The organism is Pseudoalteromonas sp. KS88, assembly GCF_004766475.1.
Classification (GTDB): Bacteria; Pseudomonadota; Gammaproteobacteria; order Enterobacterales; family Alteromonadaceae; genus Pseudoalteromonas.
Genome location: NZ_PYHV01000002.1, coordinates 29,011 through 48,072, shown reverse-complemented (window position 1 = coordinate 48,072; position 19,062 = coordinate 29,011). Strand labels below are relative to the sequence as shown.

The following is a 19,062-nucleotide window of genomic DNA, read 5'->3' as shown; positions in this document are numbered from 1 at the left end:
AATAGCCATCTGTGCATCCGGCATGCTTGTTATCTATCAGCTGATACGCTTTGATTATCATATTAATAATAATCAAAAAAGATCAAACAATGAATAAACTCCACATCGACAGTCAATGTATTCATGGGCCAAAAAAAGCTAACGACCCACATGGTGCTTTAACATCGCCTTTATACCAAACCTCTACTTTTCACTTTACCGATGCAGCCCAAGGTGCAGCTCGCTTTGCAGGCGAAGAGCCTGGTTATATTTATACCCGTTTAGGTAACCCAACGACTACAGAGCTTGAGCAAAAGGTTGCTCAACTTGAAAACTGTGAAGCCGCTGCCGCCACTGCAACTGGCATGGGGGCAGTGTCAGCATCGGTGTTGAGCTTTTTATCACAAGGCGATCACCTTGTTGCATCGAGTGCTTTGTATGGCTGCACATTTGCTTTTTTTGCTCATATGCTGCCGCGCTGGGGAATTGAGGTTAGCTTTGTTGATATGACGAATGAGCAAGCATTACGAGAGGCGATAAAACCAAACTCAAAAATGATTTTTGCTGAAACCCCGATTAACCCAACAATGGCGGTAATGGATTTAAACTTGATCAGTGACGTTGCCAAGCAGCATCAGCTTATTAGCGTTATCGACAATACTTTTTTAACGCCACTGCTGCAAAAACCAACCGATTATGGCATTGATCTAATTGTCCACAGCGCAACAAAATACCTAAACGGCCATGGTGATGTGGTGGCAGGTTTAGTGTGTGGCTCCGATGAGCATATAAACTTAATCAAAATGACAGTACTTAAAGACATTGGCGCAACCATCAGCCCCCATGATGCTTGGCTAATTAACCGTGGTTTAAAAACATTAGCAATACGAATGCAACGCCATTGTGAAAGTGCGCAAACTATAGCTGAATTTTTAGAGCAACATCCTCACGTTAATACTGTTTATTACCCAGGTTTGGAGTCCCATCCTGGTAATAAGTTTATTGGCACACAAATGAAAGCGGCGGGAGGTGTAATCGCATTTGAGTTAAAAGGCAGCTTAAAAGATGGTGAACAATTTATTAATAGTACCAAACTGTGCACATTAGCGGTGAGCTTAGGTGATGCTGAAACATTGATACAACACCCTGCATCGATGACTCACTCGCCCTATACGCCAGAGGAGAGAGCGGCTGCAGGCATCAGCGATGGCTTAATTCGCCTTTCTGTTGGGCTTGAAGATGTTAACGACATTATTAACGATCTCAACCATGCATTTACTCAAACTATGTAGGGTGTAATCTTTTGTATACGGTAAAGTGGCGCTTCAGGCCTTTTAAATTAGGCCTGTAAATATTTTTATTTATAACTGTAATTTTAGCTTTACGTTTTGTGTGTTGTGGCCATCGGCTGATATTAACCCAGCTATTAAACTTTGCCTTACATTTGCTTAGTATCTGGGTAACACGTTGATACCGATATTCGGTTTAACAGCAAGAAGGTAATTATGGCTAAAGCAAGTAAGTACACCTCTAGAACACCTGATGAAAATGGGGTGATTCACTGGAGCGATGAAGAAAACAAAACATGGTCAGAACTCGTTGCCCGTCAATTAAAGTGTATTGAAGGCAAGGCGTGTGATGAATATATGGAAGGGCTAAAAAAAATAAACCTTCCTCATGATCGCATTCCGCAGTTAAGTGAGTTAAACGAAGTGTTGTTAGCAACCACAGGTTGGCAAGTAGCCCCTGTGCCTGCATTGATTGACTTTGATGAGTTCTTTCGCTTATTAGCAAACAAGCAGTTTCCTGTGGCGACTTTTATAAGAACACGTGAAGAGTTTGATTATTTACAAGAACCAGATATTTTCCATGAAATTTTTGGCCATTGCGCGATGCTCACCAACCCTGACTTTGCTGAGTTCACTCATAAGTATGGCCAGTTAGGCTACGCAGCAGAGAAAAAAGATCGCGTTTATTTAGCGCGTATGTATTGGTTTACTGTAGAGTTTGGTTTGATGCAAACCGAAGACGGCTTACGTATTTACGGTGGTGGTATTTTATCAAGCCCGGGCGAGACACAATACGTGTACTCTGATAAGCCTGAAATTAACCCAATGAATGTACTTGATGTATTACGCACACCGTACCGCATTGATATAATGCAGCCTTTGTACTACACCATAAATTCTATCCATGATTTATTTGATATTTCACAGTTGGATATTATGGCGATAGTTGAGCAAGCAAAAGAGTTAGGGTTACACGACCCAAAATTTCCTCCTAAAGAAAAAATAGCAAGTTAAGGATTTAAAATGTCATCATTAAGCGCACAAAAGTGTGAAGCATGTCATGTTGATGCTCCAAAAGTGTCAGACGAAGAGCTAGCAGAACTAATTAAAATGATCCCGGACTGGGTGCCAGAAGTACGCGATGGCATTATGCAGTTAGAGCGTGTTTATAAATTTAAAAACTTTAAACAAGCTATTGCCTTTACTAATAAAGTGGGTGATATGGCTGAAGACGAAGGTCATCACCCGGGTTTATTAACTGAATGGGGCAAAGTGACGGTTACTTGGTGGAGCCATTCAATTAAAGGTCTGCATAAAAATGATTTTATCTGTGCTGCAAAAACTGACGAGGTTTTTGCTGCGCTATAAGATGTTAATAAAACGACTCTTATGAAATTTCTAAAGGCGCATGTAAATGCGCCTTTTTTAAATCAAAGTCCATAAAGCGTATATTGGCAATAATATCGCCCAGATAGTGAGGAGGGTGAATAATATACCTGTCTGCCAGTAAGAAAACTTTTCAGGCTTGGGTTCTTGCCAGTTTTTATCGACAAGTATGATTGAATTAAAATCAGCTTGAAAATTTTCATCCACGGAATAAATTCGGTTATCTAGAGTGAAATCAATAGCGTTTCTGAGAGTTAATAACCCTTCTTTGTTTCCAAGAATACAGTCTGAGTTGACCTCATTATAAATTTTGATCCAAGGCTGTTCTGACATCTATGATCCTTTCATGCTTTTTAATACAGTATATAATAGTACGTTATATTTATTTTTTAAAAAATATGCCCAACAAACGCACTCATTATAACAAAAATATAAACCAGAACCCTAAATGGGTGACATCTACGGCTTATGATTTATAAACGTGTAATGACATTAAATATAGTAAGCTGACAAAGTTAACCCCTGCCAGGAAGTTTGATACAATCGAGCGTCTTTATTCAAAATTATTAAGGAAGTCGCGGGTGGTAAACCTAGGTCAATTGTTTGGTGAACTCAAAACGTGTTTAAGAAAAGATCAATTCATCTTCAAAAAGCGCCTTCATGGCATCAAAAAAATATCTGATGAAGCCAAACAAGCGGCTGTTATAGAAAAAATAACCGCTGATATAACACGTAGCCAACAGTTACGTGAGGTTCGCTTAGCCCAGTTACCAAAGGTAACGTACCCAGAGCAACTTCCGGTTAGCCAGAAAAAAGACGACATAAAAGAAGCAATTGCCAATAACCAAGTGGTGATCATTGCTGGTGAAACAGGCTCAGGTAAAACCACGCAAATACCTAAAATGTGTTTAGAGCTTGGTCGTGGGGTTGATGGTTATATTGGTCACACTCAACCGAGACGTTTAGCAGCGCGCAGTGTTGCTGATCGTATCGCCAGTGAGATGCAATGCGAGCTTGGCCAACAGGTAGGTTTTAAAATTCGTTTTAGCGACCAAGTATCAAACAATAGTTACATTAAATTGATGACCGATGGTATTTTGCTAGCCGAAATTCAGCAAGACCGTTTTTTAAATCAATATGACACCATTATTATTGATGAAGCCCACGAGCGTAGCCTTAATATCGATTTTATTTTAGGTTATTTAAAAAACCTATTACCAAAGCGCCCCGATTTAAAAGTTATTATTACCTCTGCCACCATTGACCCTGAGCGTTTTTCAAAACATTTTAATAATGCCCCCATTATTGAGGTATCAGGGCGTACTTTCCCCGTTGATGTACGTTACAGGCCGTTAATTGAAATTGATAAAGACGACATGGAAGCAGAGGGCGATCAACTACAAGGCATTTTTGATGCTGTAGATGAACTGTGCCAAGAAGGTCCTGGCGATATTTTGATCTTTTTAAATGGTGAACGGGAAATTCGTGACACCGCCGATGCACTCAGTAAACGTAACTTAAAAGGCGCTGACGTACTGCCTTTGTATTCGCGGCTATCAAATGCAGAGCAGAACCGCATTTTTGCTCCGCACAGTCGCCGTCATATTATATTGTCGACCAACGTGGCTGAAACGTCTTTAACGGTGCCGGGCATTCGTTATGTTATTGACCCAGGTACTGCGCGTATTAGCCGCTACAGCTACCGCACCAAAGTACAGCGCTTGCCTATTGAACCGATTTCACAAGCCAGCGCGAACCAGCGTAAAGGGCGTTGTGGCCGTGTTGAGGCGGGGATTTGTATTCGGTTATATAGTGAAGATGACTTTAATTCGCGTCCTGAGTTTACCGACCCTGAAATACTGCGCACTAATTTAGCCTCGGTTATTTTAAAAATGCTTGGCTTAGGCCTAGGCGACATGGCTAATTTCCCATTTGTACAAGCGCCTGATAGCCGTAATATTAATGATGGTTTAACTTTACTCGAAGAACTTGAAGCGGTTAAGCCTAGCAAGCGCAATCAAGAAACACGATTAACTAAATCGGGCATGGATTTAAGTCGCTTGCCCGTCGACCCCCGTTTAGCAAAAATGGTACTGACTGCGCAAAAGCTGGGTGCATTGCGTGAAGTAATTATTATTGTTGCAGCTTTGTCTATTCAAGACCCTCGTGAACGCCCGCAAGAAAAACGTGCCGCAGCCAATGAAAAGCATGGCCGTTTTGACGACCCAGATTCCGATTTTATTGCGTTTTTAAACTTGTGGAATTATTTAGAAGAGCAGCAAAGTGAGCTCAGTAACAGCCAGTTTAGAAAGCTTTGCCAAAAAGACATGCTGGCGTATATGCGTATCCGTGAATGGCAAGACATTGTTTATCAACTAAGTACGGTATGCAATGAAATGGGCATGAAAGCCACTACCAATGTAGCGGATGGCGATAAAATTCATCAAGCATTGTTGAGCGGTATGCTAAGTCATATTGGTTTTAAAGACGAAAAGCAATTGTACAAAGGTGCGCGCAATAGCCAGTTTCATATTTTTCCAGGCTCAGGGTTATTTAAAAAGAGCCCTAAATGGATTATGTCTGCTGAGCTGGTTGAAACCAGTAAGTTATATGCGCGTATCAACGCCAAAATAAACCTTGATTGGGTTGAACCGTTTGCTCAACATTTAGTTAAACGTAGCTACAGTGAACCCCACTGGGAGAAAAAACCGGGCGCTGTCATCGCGTTTGAACAGCAAGTGCTTTACGGGTTGATTATTGTGTCTAAACGCCGTTGTGTGTATAGCAATATTGACCCCAAAGTGAGCCGAGAGCTATTTATTCGTAGTGCTTTGGTTGAACAAGAGTTGGGTCAAAATGAAGGTTTTTTACAGTTTAACCGTGAGCTGATCGAAGATATTCAAACACTGGAAAATAAAAGCCGCCGCCGCGATATTCTTGTCGATGAGCAAACGCTTTATGAGTTCTACGAGAAAAAAATCCCGCAAGATATAAATAACCGTGCGGCATTCACTAAGTGGTACAAAACCAAAAAGCAGCAAGATAAACGTTATTTGCACATGAGTCGCGAAGACTTAATGCAACACGGCGCTGATAGTGTTACCGAGTTTGATTACCCAGATGTGTGGCAACAAAATAATTTAATGCTGCCGCTGAGTTATCATTTTGATCCCGGCCAAGCTGTCGATGGCGTTGCTGTGCAAATACCCGTCGCTTTATTAAATCAGGTTGAAGAAAGCGGTTTTGATTGGCATATTCCGGCGTTTCGCCATGAACTCATTACGGGTTTAATTAAATCATTGCCTAAATCGTTGCGTCGTAACTTTGTGCCCGCACCAAATTACGCCGATGCTGTACTTGCAGCCATTACGCCAATGCAAGGTAACTTTATTGAGGCGCTCAGTCATCAGTTGTTACGTATGACCGGGGTACGTGTTGAACCTGATGCATGGGATTTATCAACCCTTGCGACTCATTTGCGCTTTCAGTTTGAAGTACGTGATGATAAAAATACTTTGCTTGCGCGTGGTATGGACTTAGCTAAGCTAAAAGCGCAGCTACAAGGTAAAGTAACGCAAACGCTATCAAAAGTAGCCGATAAAGGAATAGAAAAGGCCGACTTAACACAGTGGGATTTTGGTAAGCTCCCCGCTTCATATGTGAAAAAACAAGGCCAATACGAAATTAAAGCATACCCGGCTTTGGTGGATAAAAAATCGTCCACAGCCGTTGAGTTATTTGATAATGAAATCAAAGCGCAAGCTGCACATCAGCAGGGGTTACGTCGGTTAGTGTTATTAAATGTACCTTCGCCAATAAAGTATCTACAACAAAACTTACCTAATAAAGCCAAACTTGGCCTCTACTTTAACCCATTTGGTAAAGTGGCTGATTTAATTGATGATTGTATTGCCGCAGGTGTAGATAGCCTACTTAAAAATTTAGGCGATGTGAGAACAGAGCAGGCATTTGAGCAAGTAAAAGAGCAAGTACGTGGTGAACTTGGCGATAGGGTTGTCGCCATTGCTACGCAAGTGGAGCAAGTATTAAGTATTGCCCACGCTTTACATAAAAAAATGAAAGGCCGAGTTGATTTGACCATGATCACCGCTCATGGTGATATTAAGAGCCAGCTTGAGTCATTAGTCTTTAAAGGTTTTGTTTCCTCTCATGGCGCTGAAAAACTAAGCGACTTAATTCGTTATTTAAAAGCGATAGAAAAACGCTTAGAAAAGTTGCCAGTTGACCCAAATCGTGACAGATTATGTGTACTAGAATTAGACAAGGTCGCACAAGAATATCAAAAGCAGCTTAATAAAGTGGCACCAGGACTACCTGTGCCCCAAATGCTAATTGATATTTTTTGGATGCAGCAGGAACTTCGCGTGTCACTTTTCGCGCAAACTCTAGGCACGCCTTATCCAATTTCTGCAAAACGTATTTTAAATGCTTTAAAAGAGTGTGAATAGCTTTAACAGAACAAGAAGGAACTAATCGTTATATGGATTCAATGGCTCGTTCGCGTCTACGGCTTCTGGTTGTAGACGATGAGTACTTTAATTATGAAATGCTAGCAACGGCGTTATCAAATAGTTTCGATTTGAGCTATGCTGATTCAGGGCAAAGCTGTTTAACTTCTGCCATTGCTAATCCTCCCGATGTAATTTTGTTGGATGTATGCATGCCGGGGCTTGATGGCTACGATACCTGCCGGCTGCTAAAAAACACACCAGAGACACAAGATATCCCGATTGTCATGGTGTCGGGTTTGGAGTCTGAAAAAGAACAACAAGCTGGATTTGAAGCTGGCTGTGATGCCTATGTCATTAAACCATTTTCAGTTGTTGTACTAGTTGATAAAATTAATAGTGTTGTTTAGGAGACAGTATGCTTAATGAAGACCAACGTAATTTTAGACGGATGCAAATTAACGCAAAAGCCACTTTAACAACGTTAGAGCCAATTAAAGATGAGCACTACGATGCATTATGTGTTGATTTGAGTGCGACAGGCTTATCTTTACAATTAGACGATTTACTAGAGATAGGTACAATTGTTAAGGTTAAAATTGACTCCACGAGTCCTACAATTGCACCGTTAGATGCTGTTGCTAAGGTGATCCGTGCCTCTAAAGAAGAGGATGGCACGATCACCGCAGGCCTTGAGATTATGCAGTTTAATTAGGCTGCCTAGTCAGCCTAATAAACCTTACAAATTAGTCCTTTGAGGTAAAAACCTTCAGGGTAGCTACCAGCAATAGGGTGATCTGCAGCTTGGTTTAAACGCTCCATAATCAACAAATCTTTACCGGCATCAAGCGCTGCATCGGCAACCACTTTTTGAAACAAGTTTTGTTCCATCAAGCCTGAACAAGAGAATGTGAGTAATGTGCCGCCGGGTTTGAGTATTTGCATGGCAATCATGTTGATATCTTTGTAACCACGACACGCGCCAGTGAGTTGCGCTTTATTATCTGCAAACTTTGGTGGGTCCATTACGATAGTGTCGAATAACACTCCCTCTTCACGGTATTGACGTAAGAGCTTAAAGACATCTTGTTTGACAAAATCGACTTTATTTAAATCAAGGTTGTTATGTTCGACGTTACGTTTTGCTGTATCAAGCGCAGGTTGTGACACATCAACATTAGTGACATGCTCACAGCCACCGCGTAATGCATAAAGTGAAAAAGTACCGGTATAACTAAAGCAGTTAAGTACTTTTTTGTCTTTAGAAAAGCGCTCTAACGCGGCACGGCTATCACGCTGATCTAGGTAAAAGCCAGTTTTATGGCCTTCAATAATATCAACTTCGAGTTTTAAACCGTTTTCTTCTATTAATACTGGCTGCTGTGGTTTATTACCCCACAGTACACCTGTTGTAGGCTCTAAACCTTCTTTATTACGCACATCAACATCAGAACGCTCATATACATCACAACCAGGGAAAATAGTCATTAGAGCGGCAACAATTTCACCTTTATGACGCTCTGCACCTGCGCTCAACAACTGACAGACCAATACATTGTCAAACTTATCAATAGTGACACCCGGTAAAAAGTCAGACTCAGCGGCACATAAACGAAAACCCGTTAAACCACCTTCTTCAATAACTTGGGCGCGAGCTTCAAGTGCACGACGTAAACGGCGTTCAAAAAAGTTTTGGTCGATAACCTCTTTTTCATCAAAACTCCAAACACGTGCACGAATTTGCGAGTGCGGGCTATAAGCGGCAGTTGCTAAAAATTTACCTTCGTTATCATGAATAGTAACGGTGTCACCTAGGCCAGGTTTGCCTTTAATTTTTTTAATAGCTTTAGAAAATAACCAAGGGTGCTTTCTCTTTAAAGATTTCTCACGACCAGCTTGCAGGTAAATAGCAGATGACATTTGCATACTCATAACAGATAAATTAGCTGTCATTTTAGTAAAGCGGGGTCGAACATACAATGAATGTTTTGCACAACTGCCCATAACCGCGTTAAAGTAGCCGCAATATATTGTTTTACATTGAAACAGCGAGATTTATGGAACAGCAAATAGCGTTACCGGCGCCGCTACAACAACTTGAAAATGCATGTCGTGGCTTTATCTCGTCACTTATTTGCGCTGATGTAGCCCATGATATAACGCATATTGAACGGGTCGTCAGAGTAGCCAAACAATTATGCATTGCAGAGCAGGCCGAGATGGCTGTAGTGCTTCCTGCTGCGTGGTTACACGACTGTGTAGCGGTTGCAAAAAATCATCCCGATCGTGCCAAAGCTTCAACCATGGCGGCAGATAAAGCGGTTACCTTTTTAGCCTCTATCGACTACGACGAAAGTTACTTTGATGCGATTCATCATGCCATTGCAGCCCATAGCTTCAGTGCCAATATAAAAGTGCAATCGATTGAGGCACAAATCGTTCAAGATGCAGATAGAATGGATGCACTCGGTGCAATTGGGGTCAGCCGTTGTATGAAAGTAGGGGGCTCAATAAGCCGTCATTTATATCATCCACAAGACCCTTTTTGCCAAAACCGTGAAGCAGACGATAAACGTTATACGCTTGATCATTTCTTTATTAAGTTACTTCATGTTGCAAAGAGTATGAATACACCATCAGCTAAAGCAGAAGCTCAGCGCCGCACTGATTATATGTTGGCATTTATTGAGCAGTTAAAATCAGAGGTCGGTGAGTAATATGACTACACCATTATTATCGGGAATTGATCACTGTCATCTAAACGTTGAAAACCTAACAGAGGCTGTTGTTTGGTATAAAGAGGTGCTCGGTTTTAATGTTGTGCATGAGCTTGCATTTTGGGATGAAGGCAAAGGCCCGCTCACGCTCGAAGACGCAGCAGCAACAACACGACTGGCATTATTTGAACGCACAGGTTCAAGTAAAGGAATCGCGTTTGGTGCAACAGGGGAGCAATTTATTACTTGGCTTAACCATTTTGAATCCCAGAAAATCAAAACGATTGTCGCCGACCATGGTGTTACATTTTCGATGTATTTTAAGGATAACAGTGGCAATAATCATGAGATTACTTCCCATGATTACAACCACATCAGCAGAGCCATTGATAAATCAATCTTGGTAGGTTGAGTAGACTTTCATTATTTCATCAAGCTGGCCTTCAAACAGGTCAATAAGTTGCGGATCAAAGTGCTTACCTGCTTGTTCTCTCATGTGCGAGAGTGCTTCATCGACACTCCACGCCTTTTTATAAGGACGTTTAGAGGTGAGTGCATCAAATACATCGGCGATGGCGACTATGCGTCCTTCAATCGAAATTTCTTCACCTTTAACACCGTTAGGGTAACCTGTGCCATCCCACTTTTCGTGATGCTCCATAGCTAGGATATAAGCGAGTTGCAGTAATGGTGAGGTTGAGTTTGCTAATATTTTGGCGCCTATCTCAGCGTGCTGCTTCATGTAATCAAACTCATTAGATGTGAGCTTTCCTGGCTTTAATAAAATCGCATCAGGAATACCTATTTTACCTATGTCGTGCATGGGAGCTGCTTGCCTTAGAAGCTCGGCGTGCTGTTCATCCATCCCATAAGCGAGCGCCAATATCTTACTATACTTACTCATTCGAACAATGTGTTCGCCGGTATCAGTGTCCTTATATTCAGCCGCTTGCCCAAGACGATGAACTAAGTCAACGTGGGCGAGTTTCAGTTGTTCAGCTTGCACCAGTGATAGGTGTGTTTTTACTCTAGAACGAACAATGGCAGGGCTAATGGGCTTTGTAATGTAGTCAACAGCGCCTATTTCAAAACCTTTAAATTCATCGTTTTCATCAGCAAGCGCTGTAACAAAAATAATCGGGATATGCTGTGTTGCGGGGTTACCCTTTAACCGTTTGCATACTTCAAAGCCGCTCATATCAGGCATCATAATATCAAGCAATATAAGCTTAGGAGGCTCTTTATCTATAAGTGCAAGGGCGGCTTCGCCTGATTTTGCAAACGACAAACGGTATTGGTTACTTAACACCTCGCGCATGACTTTAAGGTTAGCAGGCTCATCATCAACAACTAATACACGAGGTCGGTTTGCGCTGATATCCATCACTGGGCCTCCATTTGTTCTGTTTTATTCAGCAGCTCGATTAACGCTATTAAGCTGTCTTGAGCTGCATCGAAATCAAATTCGTCGAAGTACTCAACCAAATTGTCTATCTCAGTTTGATAACCTTCAGGTGTATGACGTTTAATCATGTCTAAAAGTTCATCATTAAGCTCTGCATTCTCAGCGTCTTTATAAAGTTGCTCGCAAAGTCGTTTAAATTCATCAGTAGAGAGTGCACTCATGTGTGTTGAATTGTCATTTGTTATAGCAGGTTTACAGGCTAAGGTTTTCTCCTCGAGTAATAAGCGTACTGCTGTTAGTTCAACTTCGAGTTTAGAAATTAGCTCAGTTTGCAATTGTGGAGATTGTGCCTTTTCTAGCTCTGAAAATAATCCCATCATAGTCGGTAAACCTAAGTTACCTGCTAACCCTTTTAATGTATGCAGGTTACTTTGTGCATTGTCTAAGGCATCGATCCCACCACTAAAAAGGGCATCGCAAAGCGTTTGCTGTTGTTCAAGGAAACGCTTTATTTGTGTGATTTGTTTGCATTTAGTGCCCCACAGTTGGCGTCCTCTTTCAAAATCTATATGTTTTGCATTCGGGTCTTTTTGTTCTATGAGTACCTCTTTTTTCAGGCTATAGCCAAGTACCTGAGAGATTTCTTGATTGAGTTGGTTAATATCAACGGGCTTGTTTGCAAAGCCATTCATACCTGCTTTCTTAGCGGTTAGTTTATCTTGCTGTAAAACGCTCGCTGTTAAGGCAATAATTGGGGTGTTTTTTAGTTGCTTATGCTGTTCAAGCTCGCGTATTTTTTGAGTCGCTGTTATGCCATCACACTGTGGCATGTGAATGTCCATTAAAATCACATCAAAGTCTTGCTGCTCAAAAATAGCCAGAGCTTCTAATCCATTGTTAGCTGTGCTGACTGTATGATCGTCACGAGAAAGCAATAAGCGGAGCAGTTCTACATTTTGTTCAATATCGTCAACGACTAAGATTCGAAGTGCTGGTAATTGGGTATGTAGACCGTCAAAGTAGTCAATAAGATTTTCATTACCAACCTCTAAAGGAAGCGAGAAGAAGAAGCAGCTGCCTTTATTTTCTTTACTTACTAGATTGATAGTCCCACCCATAAGCTCAACTAATTGTTTGCTAATAGTAGTACCGAGGCCTGTGCCACCAAAACGGCGTGTAGTGGTGCCATCAGCTTGTTCAAAAGGCTGAAATATTGCTTTTATGCGCTCTGGTGCGATACCAATCCCCGTGTCTTGGACTTCAAAAAACAGGTGATCATTTTGTGTTGTACTCACTGTTACATGAATAGATCCTTGTTCGGTAAATTTAATAGCATTGCCAATCAAGTTTGTTAGAACTTGGCGAATACGATCGGGATCACCATAATAAGCTTTATGAACAGAGTTTTTGATCGTTAGCGTTATTTCAAGGTCTTTTTTCTTGGCCTCTAACCAAAAGGTTGAAATGATGCTGTCGAGTACAGGTTGCAAATTAAAATGCACTGGCTCTATGGTTAATTTTCCTTTTTCAAGTTTAGCCGAGTCAAGTACCTCGTTTAACAGCCGAAGCAGCGAGCGCGCAGCGTTATTAACAGTCACCAGATGTTTTTGTTGCTCTTGATCAAGAGGCGTATCCATCAGCAAGTCACTAAAACCAATAATTGAATTCATCGGAGTGCGAATTTCATGACTCATGTTGGCCATAAACGACTGCTTAGCTTGTGCAGCTTCCTCTGCTGCAACCTTGGCAAGTTTTAGCTTGTCTTCGTATTCTCGTCGTTCACTGATATCGACTAAAACACCATCAATCCAAATAGCTTCGCCTTGCTGGTTAAATTCAAAGCTGCCTTTTTCTAGTATCCATATTAACTTACCATTACGGTGGCGCACTCTGTATTCAATAGAGTATTGCTCTTTCTTAGCAATAGCGTGCTCGACAGCTTTATTGATATGCGCAATATCGTCTTTAAATAGTAAATCGCCATATTCTATATCTTTGTTTATAAACTCATTAGGAATATAGCCAGTCATCTCATTGATGTTAGGGCTGATAAATATCATGCTCCATTTTTCGTTTATTTGGCAACGAAAAACAACACCGGGCATGTTATCCATTAAAGAGCGATATTGTTGTTCTTTGGTGACTAAATCTTGCTGTAGTTTGCGTTGCTCTGTCAGGTCTGTAATGAAGCCAACATATAATGGATCTTGATTAGGTTGCTCAACCTCCCCAACCCCTAAGCGAATGGGGAAGACATTTCCATTTTTATGCTTTGCAAAGACATCGCGGTTGACCCCAATGACTGCTTTTACATCAAATGTATTCTTTTTTGCTTTAGATAAATAGCTATCATGATGTTTAGAAATCTCATCATCCATCAGCATTTTAACGTTATTACCTTGTACTTCAGCTTCTTGCCAGCCGAAGATGTGCTCAGCTGCTTTATTGAAACTAAGGACGTTACCTTTTTGATCAATGGTCACTATTCCATCAATGGCGGTAGATAAAATTGCAGCGAGTCTTGACTCATTACTGGTCTTATCTTCCAGTAGCATTCGGTAGCGGACCATACCGTTTATAATAGCAACAATAGCAGTGAGAATAATTGTTGAGAAAACCACGCTAATAGCAATTAAGGTCAGCTCTGAACTTTGACCATCAGTGATTAAAGGTGATACTGCAACAAAGCGAGTTGCAGCCATTCCCATGTAGTGCATTCCTGCAACGGCAAAACCTAAAATAATTGCACTAATTAGGCGCGATTGCGTCACGTTTAATGTGGGGAACAATCGGTTGATATTAAAGCGGGCATACAGTGAAATGTAAGCAAGTACAACAGCAACCAAAATCGACAAACTGAATGTCAGCGGGTCATATCTTAGTAAAGGGCTAAGCTCCATAGCGGCCATACCACTGTAATGCATTGTTCCAATTCCAGCGCCTAGTAAAATAGCGGGAATGATTAGTTGTATATTCGATTTATCTTCTTTTACAAGCATCGATGTCGCCGTGAGACAGGCTAAAAATGCAGGAATAAAAGATAAAAAGGTTAGCGCTGGATCATAACTAATATTTGTGCATAACGAGAACGCTAGCATGCCAATAAAGTGCATACTCCAAATACCGCCAGACAGCACTAATGCAGCCGTTGAATTAGCGAGTTTTTGGTAGTTATGAAATCGAGTTACTTTAGCAAGATCAATGAGTAGTGCTGCAAAATAAGCTGCAAAGATGGCAGTGAGGACTGATAATGTTACTAGTAATGGATTATAAGTCCCGTTAATAATGAGACTAGGATCCTGGTCGGTAATAAAAAAGGCTGACAGCATAGCGGCTCTAATCTTGTGATTACAATCAGATAACTCATTGATTGAAAGTGAAATGTGCGAAATAATTAATTTTAAAAACAAAACTAACTGAAAAATATATTAGTAAATATCATACCATTAATTTTAATAGTAATTATAGCTTGGTTAAATATTTCTAACTTTTCCTATCGCGTCATTCGTTTTACAAATACGACTACGAATAAAGCGAGCGAAAAGCTTCCACAGAAAGCTTCAATCGCCGCAATTAAACGGGATACGCCAATGGGAGTAATATCGCCATATCCCAAAGTAGTGAAGGTCACTACGCTAAAATAAAAACTGTTTAGTAAGGCTGATAAATTGTCACTTAATGGAGCAGAAAAGTTGAGCTTTAGAAGAGTATCGTTGTATGTCACGCCAAATAGAAAATAGCATAAAGCACAGATAACGATGAGTGATAAACTAAAACGAATCACATTTTGTGGTTTTTCACCGTAACCACATAACATATTGATAAAACTTGAACTGAGTCGCTTTAAAGAATATTTTGGATATTGCTCATGTCGCATTCTCAGTTCATTAAATGTAAAATTACCCGCTAGTTCAAACAAACCCTGTTGCTCAGACGCCTTTCTCAAATTACGATAAATCTCTTCGGATTGTTCATAGAGATCGATTGCCTTAGCTGCGTCTTGCTTTTTTAAAGAAGCTTTTGCTTGTTGTTCTTGAAGTAAGTGAATGCCTAAATCTATGTTATCGATTCGCGTATTGCTTAACTTTATACCTAATAAATTTGTATGCTGAAGATTACAATAATGTAGACTTGCTTCGTGAAGGTTTGCTTTCATCAATGAGGCGTGGGCAATTTTATTGTTAAATAAGTGAGCACCTGAAAGGTTTGTGCGGTAAAAATTACTATAAGAAAGATCGAAACCTTCCTCCTCATCATGTTTAACTAAGTTTAGTCCGGTTAAATTTGCGCGCTGAAGCTCGAGCCCTTGGAGTAGGCCTCCTTTTTTTGCATAACGCTCTAATTTTTGAGTCAACTCAAGGCCAGTTTTATCAAATTTCTTATCGTGCCAAAAGCAAAATCCTGTGCCCATGTCGGTTTCTTGGCATTGTTTGTTATCAGGTGAGGTATAACTACAACAAGGCTTGTCTGGCATAATTGTTTCAGCTTCAAATTATTACACTTATTTATAGATTAGCAGTTATTTAGCAAGGTATTATGTCCGCATGCAAATTTCTTTATTAGCCCCCTCAAGAGTTTAAATTGGTTGAATACACATTAAAGCGAAGTCGTCGACGTAAAACGGTTGCGATGAAAATACAACAGCAATCATTAACGGTTTATGCCCCTTATGGTGTCGCGATTTCATCAATAGAACACTGGTTACAGACAAAACAAGATTGGATCCAATCACAGATAACAAAACAAAGTGAAATATCTCAAACGCAGCAGCTACCACTGAAAACCTTGCAGATAAACGTGTTTGGCTCGCCATTGAAGCTAAGCTTTGATATTGGAAAAAAAACGGCTGTGGATGCGATAGACAGTGACACAATGTCGGGTCTAAACATCACAATCTCATCTCGTGTCAAACATAAAAAACAAATGTACCAAAGCCTGCTTGAAGCTTTTATGCATGAGCAATTAGAAAACTATATTGAAATGCGAATACATGAATATTGTATGCAAATGGGTGAAGAGTTACCGACTAAGTTAAAAATTATGGCTTATAAGCGACGTTGGGGCAGTTGTAATCGACGTAGAGAGTTGACGTTTAATCTTTTACTCGTCGGTGCGCCAAAATGGGTGATTGATTATGTGGTCGTGCATGAGTTATCACATTTAAAATACTTAAACCACAGTACTCAATTTTGGTTGAGAGTGGGGGAATTTTATCCGCAATACAAAAAAGCATCACATTGGCTAAAGGAACATGGAATGAGTCTACAATGGGTATTTGATTAGCGTACGGGTTTAAGTAATAAAAAATTGAGGAAAAAAGAAGTGGTGGAGGGAGCTGGATTCGAACCAGCGAAGGCTGAGCCGTCAGATTTACAGTCTGATCCCTTTGGCCGCTCGGGAACCCCTCCACACTATTTTGTTACATTTGGCCCCACTTAACTTAGCGGTAAGAAAAGTGGTGGAGGGAGCTGGATTCGAACCAGCGAAGGCTGAGCCGTCAGATTTACAGTCTGATCCCTTTGGCCGCTCGGGAACCCCTCCAATGCAACGGCGCCGATAATAGCAAACTTATTATTTAAGTAAAGAAAAAAGCTAAAGAAATATTAAATAATGCCGATAAATATTTATTCAACAACATAATCGGCTAAAGTCTATGCAAATTGATGGATTGTTAATCACAGAGAGTCAGCTCGACAATCGCCTCGCGAAAAGCGTCAGCGAGTCACGTCGTGGCGAGTTTGCGTTACTTTTAGCAATGCTATCTCATGATGCTCTGGATTTTAGTCAATTTCATTTACCTAAAACCCCATTTGGCGCTGATGCAAAACAATATGATGAATCCCAGCTGCGTGCTGAATTAGGGGCAGGACCTAAACAACCTCTCGCACCAGATGAGTTTGATATGCTGATTGGTGAGCATAACGCACAACGTTTACAACAAGCTGGTATGAGTGACATACGCTTACGTAGTTGTTTATCTCCAGAGCCACTCGCTGTTCGAGATGATAAAAACCATATCCCACTTCATATCATTGATAACTGTGAACCCGTGGTTCGTAAGCGCCATCTAGATAAAGAAACTCAACTAGATAACCCCCAGATGGACGCAGCAGCCTTTTATGATAGCCTCAATAATGATTCCCTGCATCAGCCTCTTCACTTAGCGCAAGCATGACTCTGTTTTGTAATAATTAACCGTTAACGTGATTTATTTCGTTAAGTGTAAAAAAAGCACCCAAAATTTAAATGCAGTTGCTATAATGGCTCAAGATGGGATTCAAAAAATACCATTATCATTAAACCAAGGTAATTTAGGAACGTAATGAAGAAAACATTCACGCTGAATCACGAGAAAATCAAATACCCTCGCATGGTTGACGCTGCAAAGCATGAAGTGAAAAAATATTTGAAAAGAGAGCGTAACAAAACGTTACCGTTCGATGCAGATTATTGGGCTTTTGATTGTAAGTTTGGTAACACAGCAGAAGAAGCACAAGTTGTGCATGTTGCCGAAATTAATAATTGTATCAGCGAAATTGAAAAGCAGGAGCTGGCATCTTTCTATGTAGAAATTTTGGCAAGACCTGCACAGCGCCAGTCGGCAGATTTTGATGATGAAGCTGATGATTAAACAATAAGCGTTTATTGTGTTAAAAGAGTGGGCTTAATTGCCCATTTTTTGTGCCTGAAACAAAACCAAATTTCAGGTATCCTAAGGTCTGTGACCTTTAAAGGTAAATATGTAGTCGTTTGTTTGATATTTTGGCAGCTTAGGGCCTGTGTGGTGAGGTTACTCCTCATAAATAAGTGATAATTCATCATCAATTACAGACAGACTCTAACAGTAACTTTAATAATAAAAGGATGTTGTATGTTTATTTCAGCTTTTTCTCTTATGGTTCTTAGCTCTGTGCTATCGGTGTCTTCAGTTTCGGAGCAAAATTGTCAGCAAGAGCTGCCTACAAGCATACTTAATGAAAAAGAGTGGCGCTTTGCCACTGATCCACATGGCAGTGAAGTGAAAGTGAAACAAACGCTTTTAACCGATGAACGTATTTGGATTTCGTTCAAACGAGTGCCAAGAGTGGATGCAAAAAATAACTCTTGGGTTGAGCTTATCTATGATCTTCCAAACCAAACAGTTGAAGGGAAATCAACTATTTTGCTGGAATATAAAAGCAGCAAAAATCTTGTTGTAAAGCTATCTCAAAGGGATTATGGCGGGCAAGGTGATAAAAGTTATGCACACTACCAATATATTCTACCTGCACAAACTCAGTGGGGTACCCACTGCGTTAATTTAGATGATTTTTCTAGACCAAGTTGGACGCCTGTGAATTCTATCGATAAGGGGATAATAAAAGAGCATGTGAGTGCAATTTACTTAGTACCAGATCTAAAGGATGAACTTGGTGGTGAAGCGACGATTGAAGTTAAAAATATTTCATTAAGACCTTAACTTTCAGCATAAGATCCTAGAGACAAAAAACCAGCAATAGCTGGTTTTTTGTCTAACGTGGGTTTTTTAAGCATCAGCCAATTTAACACGGATCTTGTTTTTATCAACATTGCTCTGGTTTAAGGCTTTAATTGCCTCTTCAGCTTCTGATTCTATAGGCATTTCAACAAATGCAAAGCCCTTTGATTTACCCGTCTCTTTGTCTAATACAAGCGTGCATTCAGCAACTTTACCGTAGGCGGTGAATAATACACGAATGTCTTGCTCAGTCGTTGCGCGTGAAAGGTTTCTAACTAATAATTTCATAATAAGCCATGATTAATATAATTATGCTAATTGTCGCAAGGAATGAACAATT

The 19,062-nt window shown here is 40.5% G+C and carries 18 protein-coding genes and 2 tRNA genes; 12 read left to right on the top strand and 8 right to left on the bottom strand.

The genetic code is table 11. The features are described 5' to 3' along the window. Window positions 1-89 precede the first annotated feature (89 nt). From megL to C7Y70_RS00760, 3 genes are all read left to right on the top strand, one after another. Complete coding sequence (gene megL / locus C7Y70_RS00770) at window positions 90-1,271, top strand: methionine gamma-lyase (protein ID WP_135473045.1); 1,182 nt, start codon at window positions 90-92, stop codon at window positions 1,269-1,271. A 213-nt stretch (window positions 1,272-1,484) separates the two neighbouring features. Then, a complete protein-coding gene (phhA, locus tag C7Y70_RS00765) occupies window positions 1,485-2,282 on the top strand; it encodes a phenylalanine 4-monooxygenase (RefSeq protein WP_099296098.1) in 798 nt (265 codons plus the stop codon). A 9-nt stretch (window positions 2,283-2,291) separates the two neighbouring features. Continuing rightward, window positions 2,292-2,636 (top strand): 4a-hydroxytetrahydrobiopterin dehydratase, encoded by a 345-nt coding sequence (locus C7Y70_RS00760; RefSeq protein ID WP_087530773.1) that lies wholly within the window; start codon window positions 2,292-2,294, stop codon window positions 2,634-2,636. 57 nt (window positions 2,637-2,693) lie between these two features. Here C7Y70_RS00760 and C7Y70_RS00755 read toward each other — a convergent pair whose 3' ends face one another. Next, a complete protein-coding gene (locus tag C7Y70_RS00755) occupies window positions 2,694-2,987 on the bottom strand; it encodes a hypothetical protein (protein ID WP_135473044.1) in 294 nt (97 codons plus the stop codon). A gap of 248 nt (window positions 2,988-3,235) precedes the next feature. Between C7Y70_RS00755 and hrpA the strand changes: the two genes are divergently transcribed. The 3 genes from hrpA to C7Y70_RS00740 are packed head-to-tail and all read left to right on the top strand — an operon-like array spanning window position 3,236 to window position 7,838. Then, complete coding sequence (hrpA, locus tag C7Y70_RS00750) at window positions 3,236-7,123, top strand: ATP-dependent RNA helicase HrpA (RefSeq protein ID WP_135473043.1); 3,888 nt, start codon at window positions 3,236-3,238, stop codon at window positions 7,121-7,123. A 32-nt stretch (window positions 7,124-7,155) separates the two neighbouring features. After that, window positions 7,156-7,533: a response regulator gene (locus tag C7Y70_RS00745; RefSeq protein WP_099296094.1), complete on the top strand. Its 378-nt coding sequence runs from the start codon at window positions 7,156-7,158 to the stop codon at window positions 7,531-7,533. A gap of 8 nt (window positions 7,534-7,541) precedes the next feature. Further along, window positions 7,542-7,838 carry a PilZ domain-containing protein gene (locus C7Y70_RS00740; protein WP_099296093.1) on the top strand — a complete coding sequence of 99 codons (297 nt, stop codon included), beginning with the start codon at window positions 7,542-7,544 and terminating at the stop codon, window positions 7,836-7,838. A gap of 14 nt (window positions 7,839-7,852) precedes the next feature. On the opposite strand, the gene C7Y70_RS00735 is transcribed toward C7Y70_RS00740, so the two are convergent. Then, the gene (locus C7Y70_RS00735) at window positions 7,853-9,043 is read right to left on the bottom strand and encodes a class I SAM-dependent methyltransferase (protein WP_099296140.1); all 1,191 of its coding nucleotides are present in this window, start codon (window positions 9,041-9,043) and stop codon (window positions 7,853-7,855) included. 137 nt (window positions 9,044-9,180) lie between these two features. On the opposite strand from C7Y70_RS00735, the gene C7Y70_RS00730 reads away from it, so the two are divergent. Next, on the top strand, window positions 9,181-9,840 hold the full coding sequence (locus tag C7Y70_RS00730) for an HD domain-containing protein (protein WP_099296092.1): 660 nt from the start codon (window positions 9,181-9,183) through the stop codon (window positions 9,838-9,840). 1 nt (window position 9,841) lies between these two features. Continuing rightward, window positions 9,842-10,252, top strand: coding sequence for a VOC family protein (locus C7Y70_RS00725; RefSeq protein WP_135473042.1), 411 nt, complete (start codon window positions 9,842-9,844; stop codon window positions 10,250-10,252). On the opposite strand, the gene C7Y70_RS00720 is transcribed toward C7Y70_RS00725, so the two are convergent. The 3 genes from C7Y70_RS00720 to C7Y70_RS00710 all read right to left on the bottom strand — a co-directional run bounded on the left by C7Y70_RS00720 (window position 10,235) and on the right by C7Y70_RS00710 (window position 15,719). Next, window positions 10,235-11,224 (bottom strand): two-component system response regulator, encoded by a 990-nt coding sequence (locus C7Y70_RS00720; protein ID WP_135473041.1) that lies wholly within the window; start codon window positions 11,222-11,224, stop codon window positions 10,235-10,237. The two genes, C7Y70_RS00725 and C7Y70_RS00720, sit on opposite strands and share 18 nt — an antisense overlap. Further along, window positions 11,224-14,574, bottom strand: coding sequence for an MHYT domain-containing protein (locus tag C7Y70_RS00715; RefSeq protein WP_135473040.1), 3,351 nt, complete (start codon window positions 14,572-14,574; stop codon window positions 11,224-11,226). Before C7Y70_RS00715 ends, C7Y70_RS00720 begins: the two co-directional genes overlap by 1 nt. Window positions 14,575-14,738: 164 nt before the next feature. Continuing rightward, a complete protein-coding gene (locus C7Y70_RS00710; RefSeq protein WP_135473039.1) occupies window positions 14,739-15,719 on the bottom strand; it encodes an ion channel in 981 nt (326 codons plus the stop codon). Between the two features lie 155 nt (window positions 15,720-15,874). Between C7Y70_RS00710 and C7Y70_RS00705 the strand changes: the two genes are divergently transcribed. Beyond that, on the top strand, window positions 15,875-16,528 hold the full coding sequence (locus tag C7Y70_RS00705; protein WP_135473069.1) for a SprT family zinc-dependent metalloprotease: 654 nt from the start codon (window positions 15,875-15,877) through the stop codon (window positions 16,526-16,528). Window positions 16,529-16,568: 40 nt separating this feature from the next. Here the strand turns inward: C7Y70_RS00705 and C7Y70_RS00700 are convergent. Together C7Y70_RS00700 and C7Y70_RS00695 are read right to left on the bottom strand one after the other, a co-directional pair. Further along, window positions 16,569-16,653, bottom strand: a tRNA-Tyr gene (locus C7Y70_RS00700). 48 nt (window positions 16,654-16,701) lie between these two features. Then, window positions 16,702-16,786, bottom strand: a tRNA-Tyr gene (locus C7Y70_RS00695). A 112-nt stretch (window positions 16,787-16,898) separates the two neighbouring features. Here C7Y70_RS00695 and C7Y70_RS00690 point away from each other — a divergent pair. The 3 genes from C7Y70_RS00690 to C7Y70_RS00680 all read left to right on the top strand — a co-directional run bounded on the left by C7Y70_RS00690 (window position 16,899) and on the right by C7Y70_RS00680 (window position 18,704). Then, window positions 16,899-17,420, top strand: a complete 522-nt coding sequence (locus C7Y70_RS00690; protein ID WP_135473038.1) for a VC2046/SO_2500 family protein — start codon at window positions 16,899-16,901, stop codon at window positions 17,418-17,420. 147 nt (window positions 17,421-17,567) lie between these two features. Then, a complete protein-coding gene (locus tag C7Y70_RS00685) occupies window positions 17,568-17,876 on the top strand; it encodes a DUF6172 family protein (protein WP_099296085.1) in 309 nt (102 codons plus the stop codon). 240 nt (window positions 17,877-18,116) lie between these two features. After that, window positions 18,117-18,704 carry a hypothetical protein gene (locus tag C7Y70_RS00680; protein ID WP_245321309.1) on the top strand — a complete coding sequence of 196 codons (588 nt, stop codon included), beginning with the start codon at window positions 18,117-18,119 and terminating at the stop codon, window positions 18,702-18,704. A 66-nt stretch (window positions 18,705-18,770) separates the two neighbouring features. On the opposite strand, the gene C7Y70_RS00675 is transcribed toward C7Y70_RS00680, so the two are convergent. Then, window positions 18,771-19,010, bottom strand: a complete 240-nt coding sequence (locus tag C7Y70_RS00675) for an RNA recognition motif containing protein (protein ID WP_099296083.1) — start codon at window positions 19,008-19,010, stop codon at window positions 18,771-18,773. Window positions 19,011-19,062: the final 52 nt, after the last annotated feature.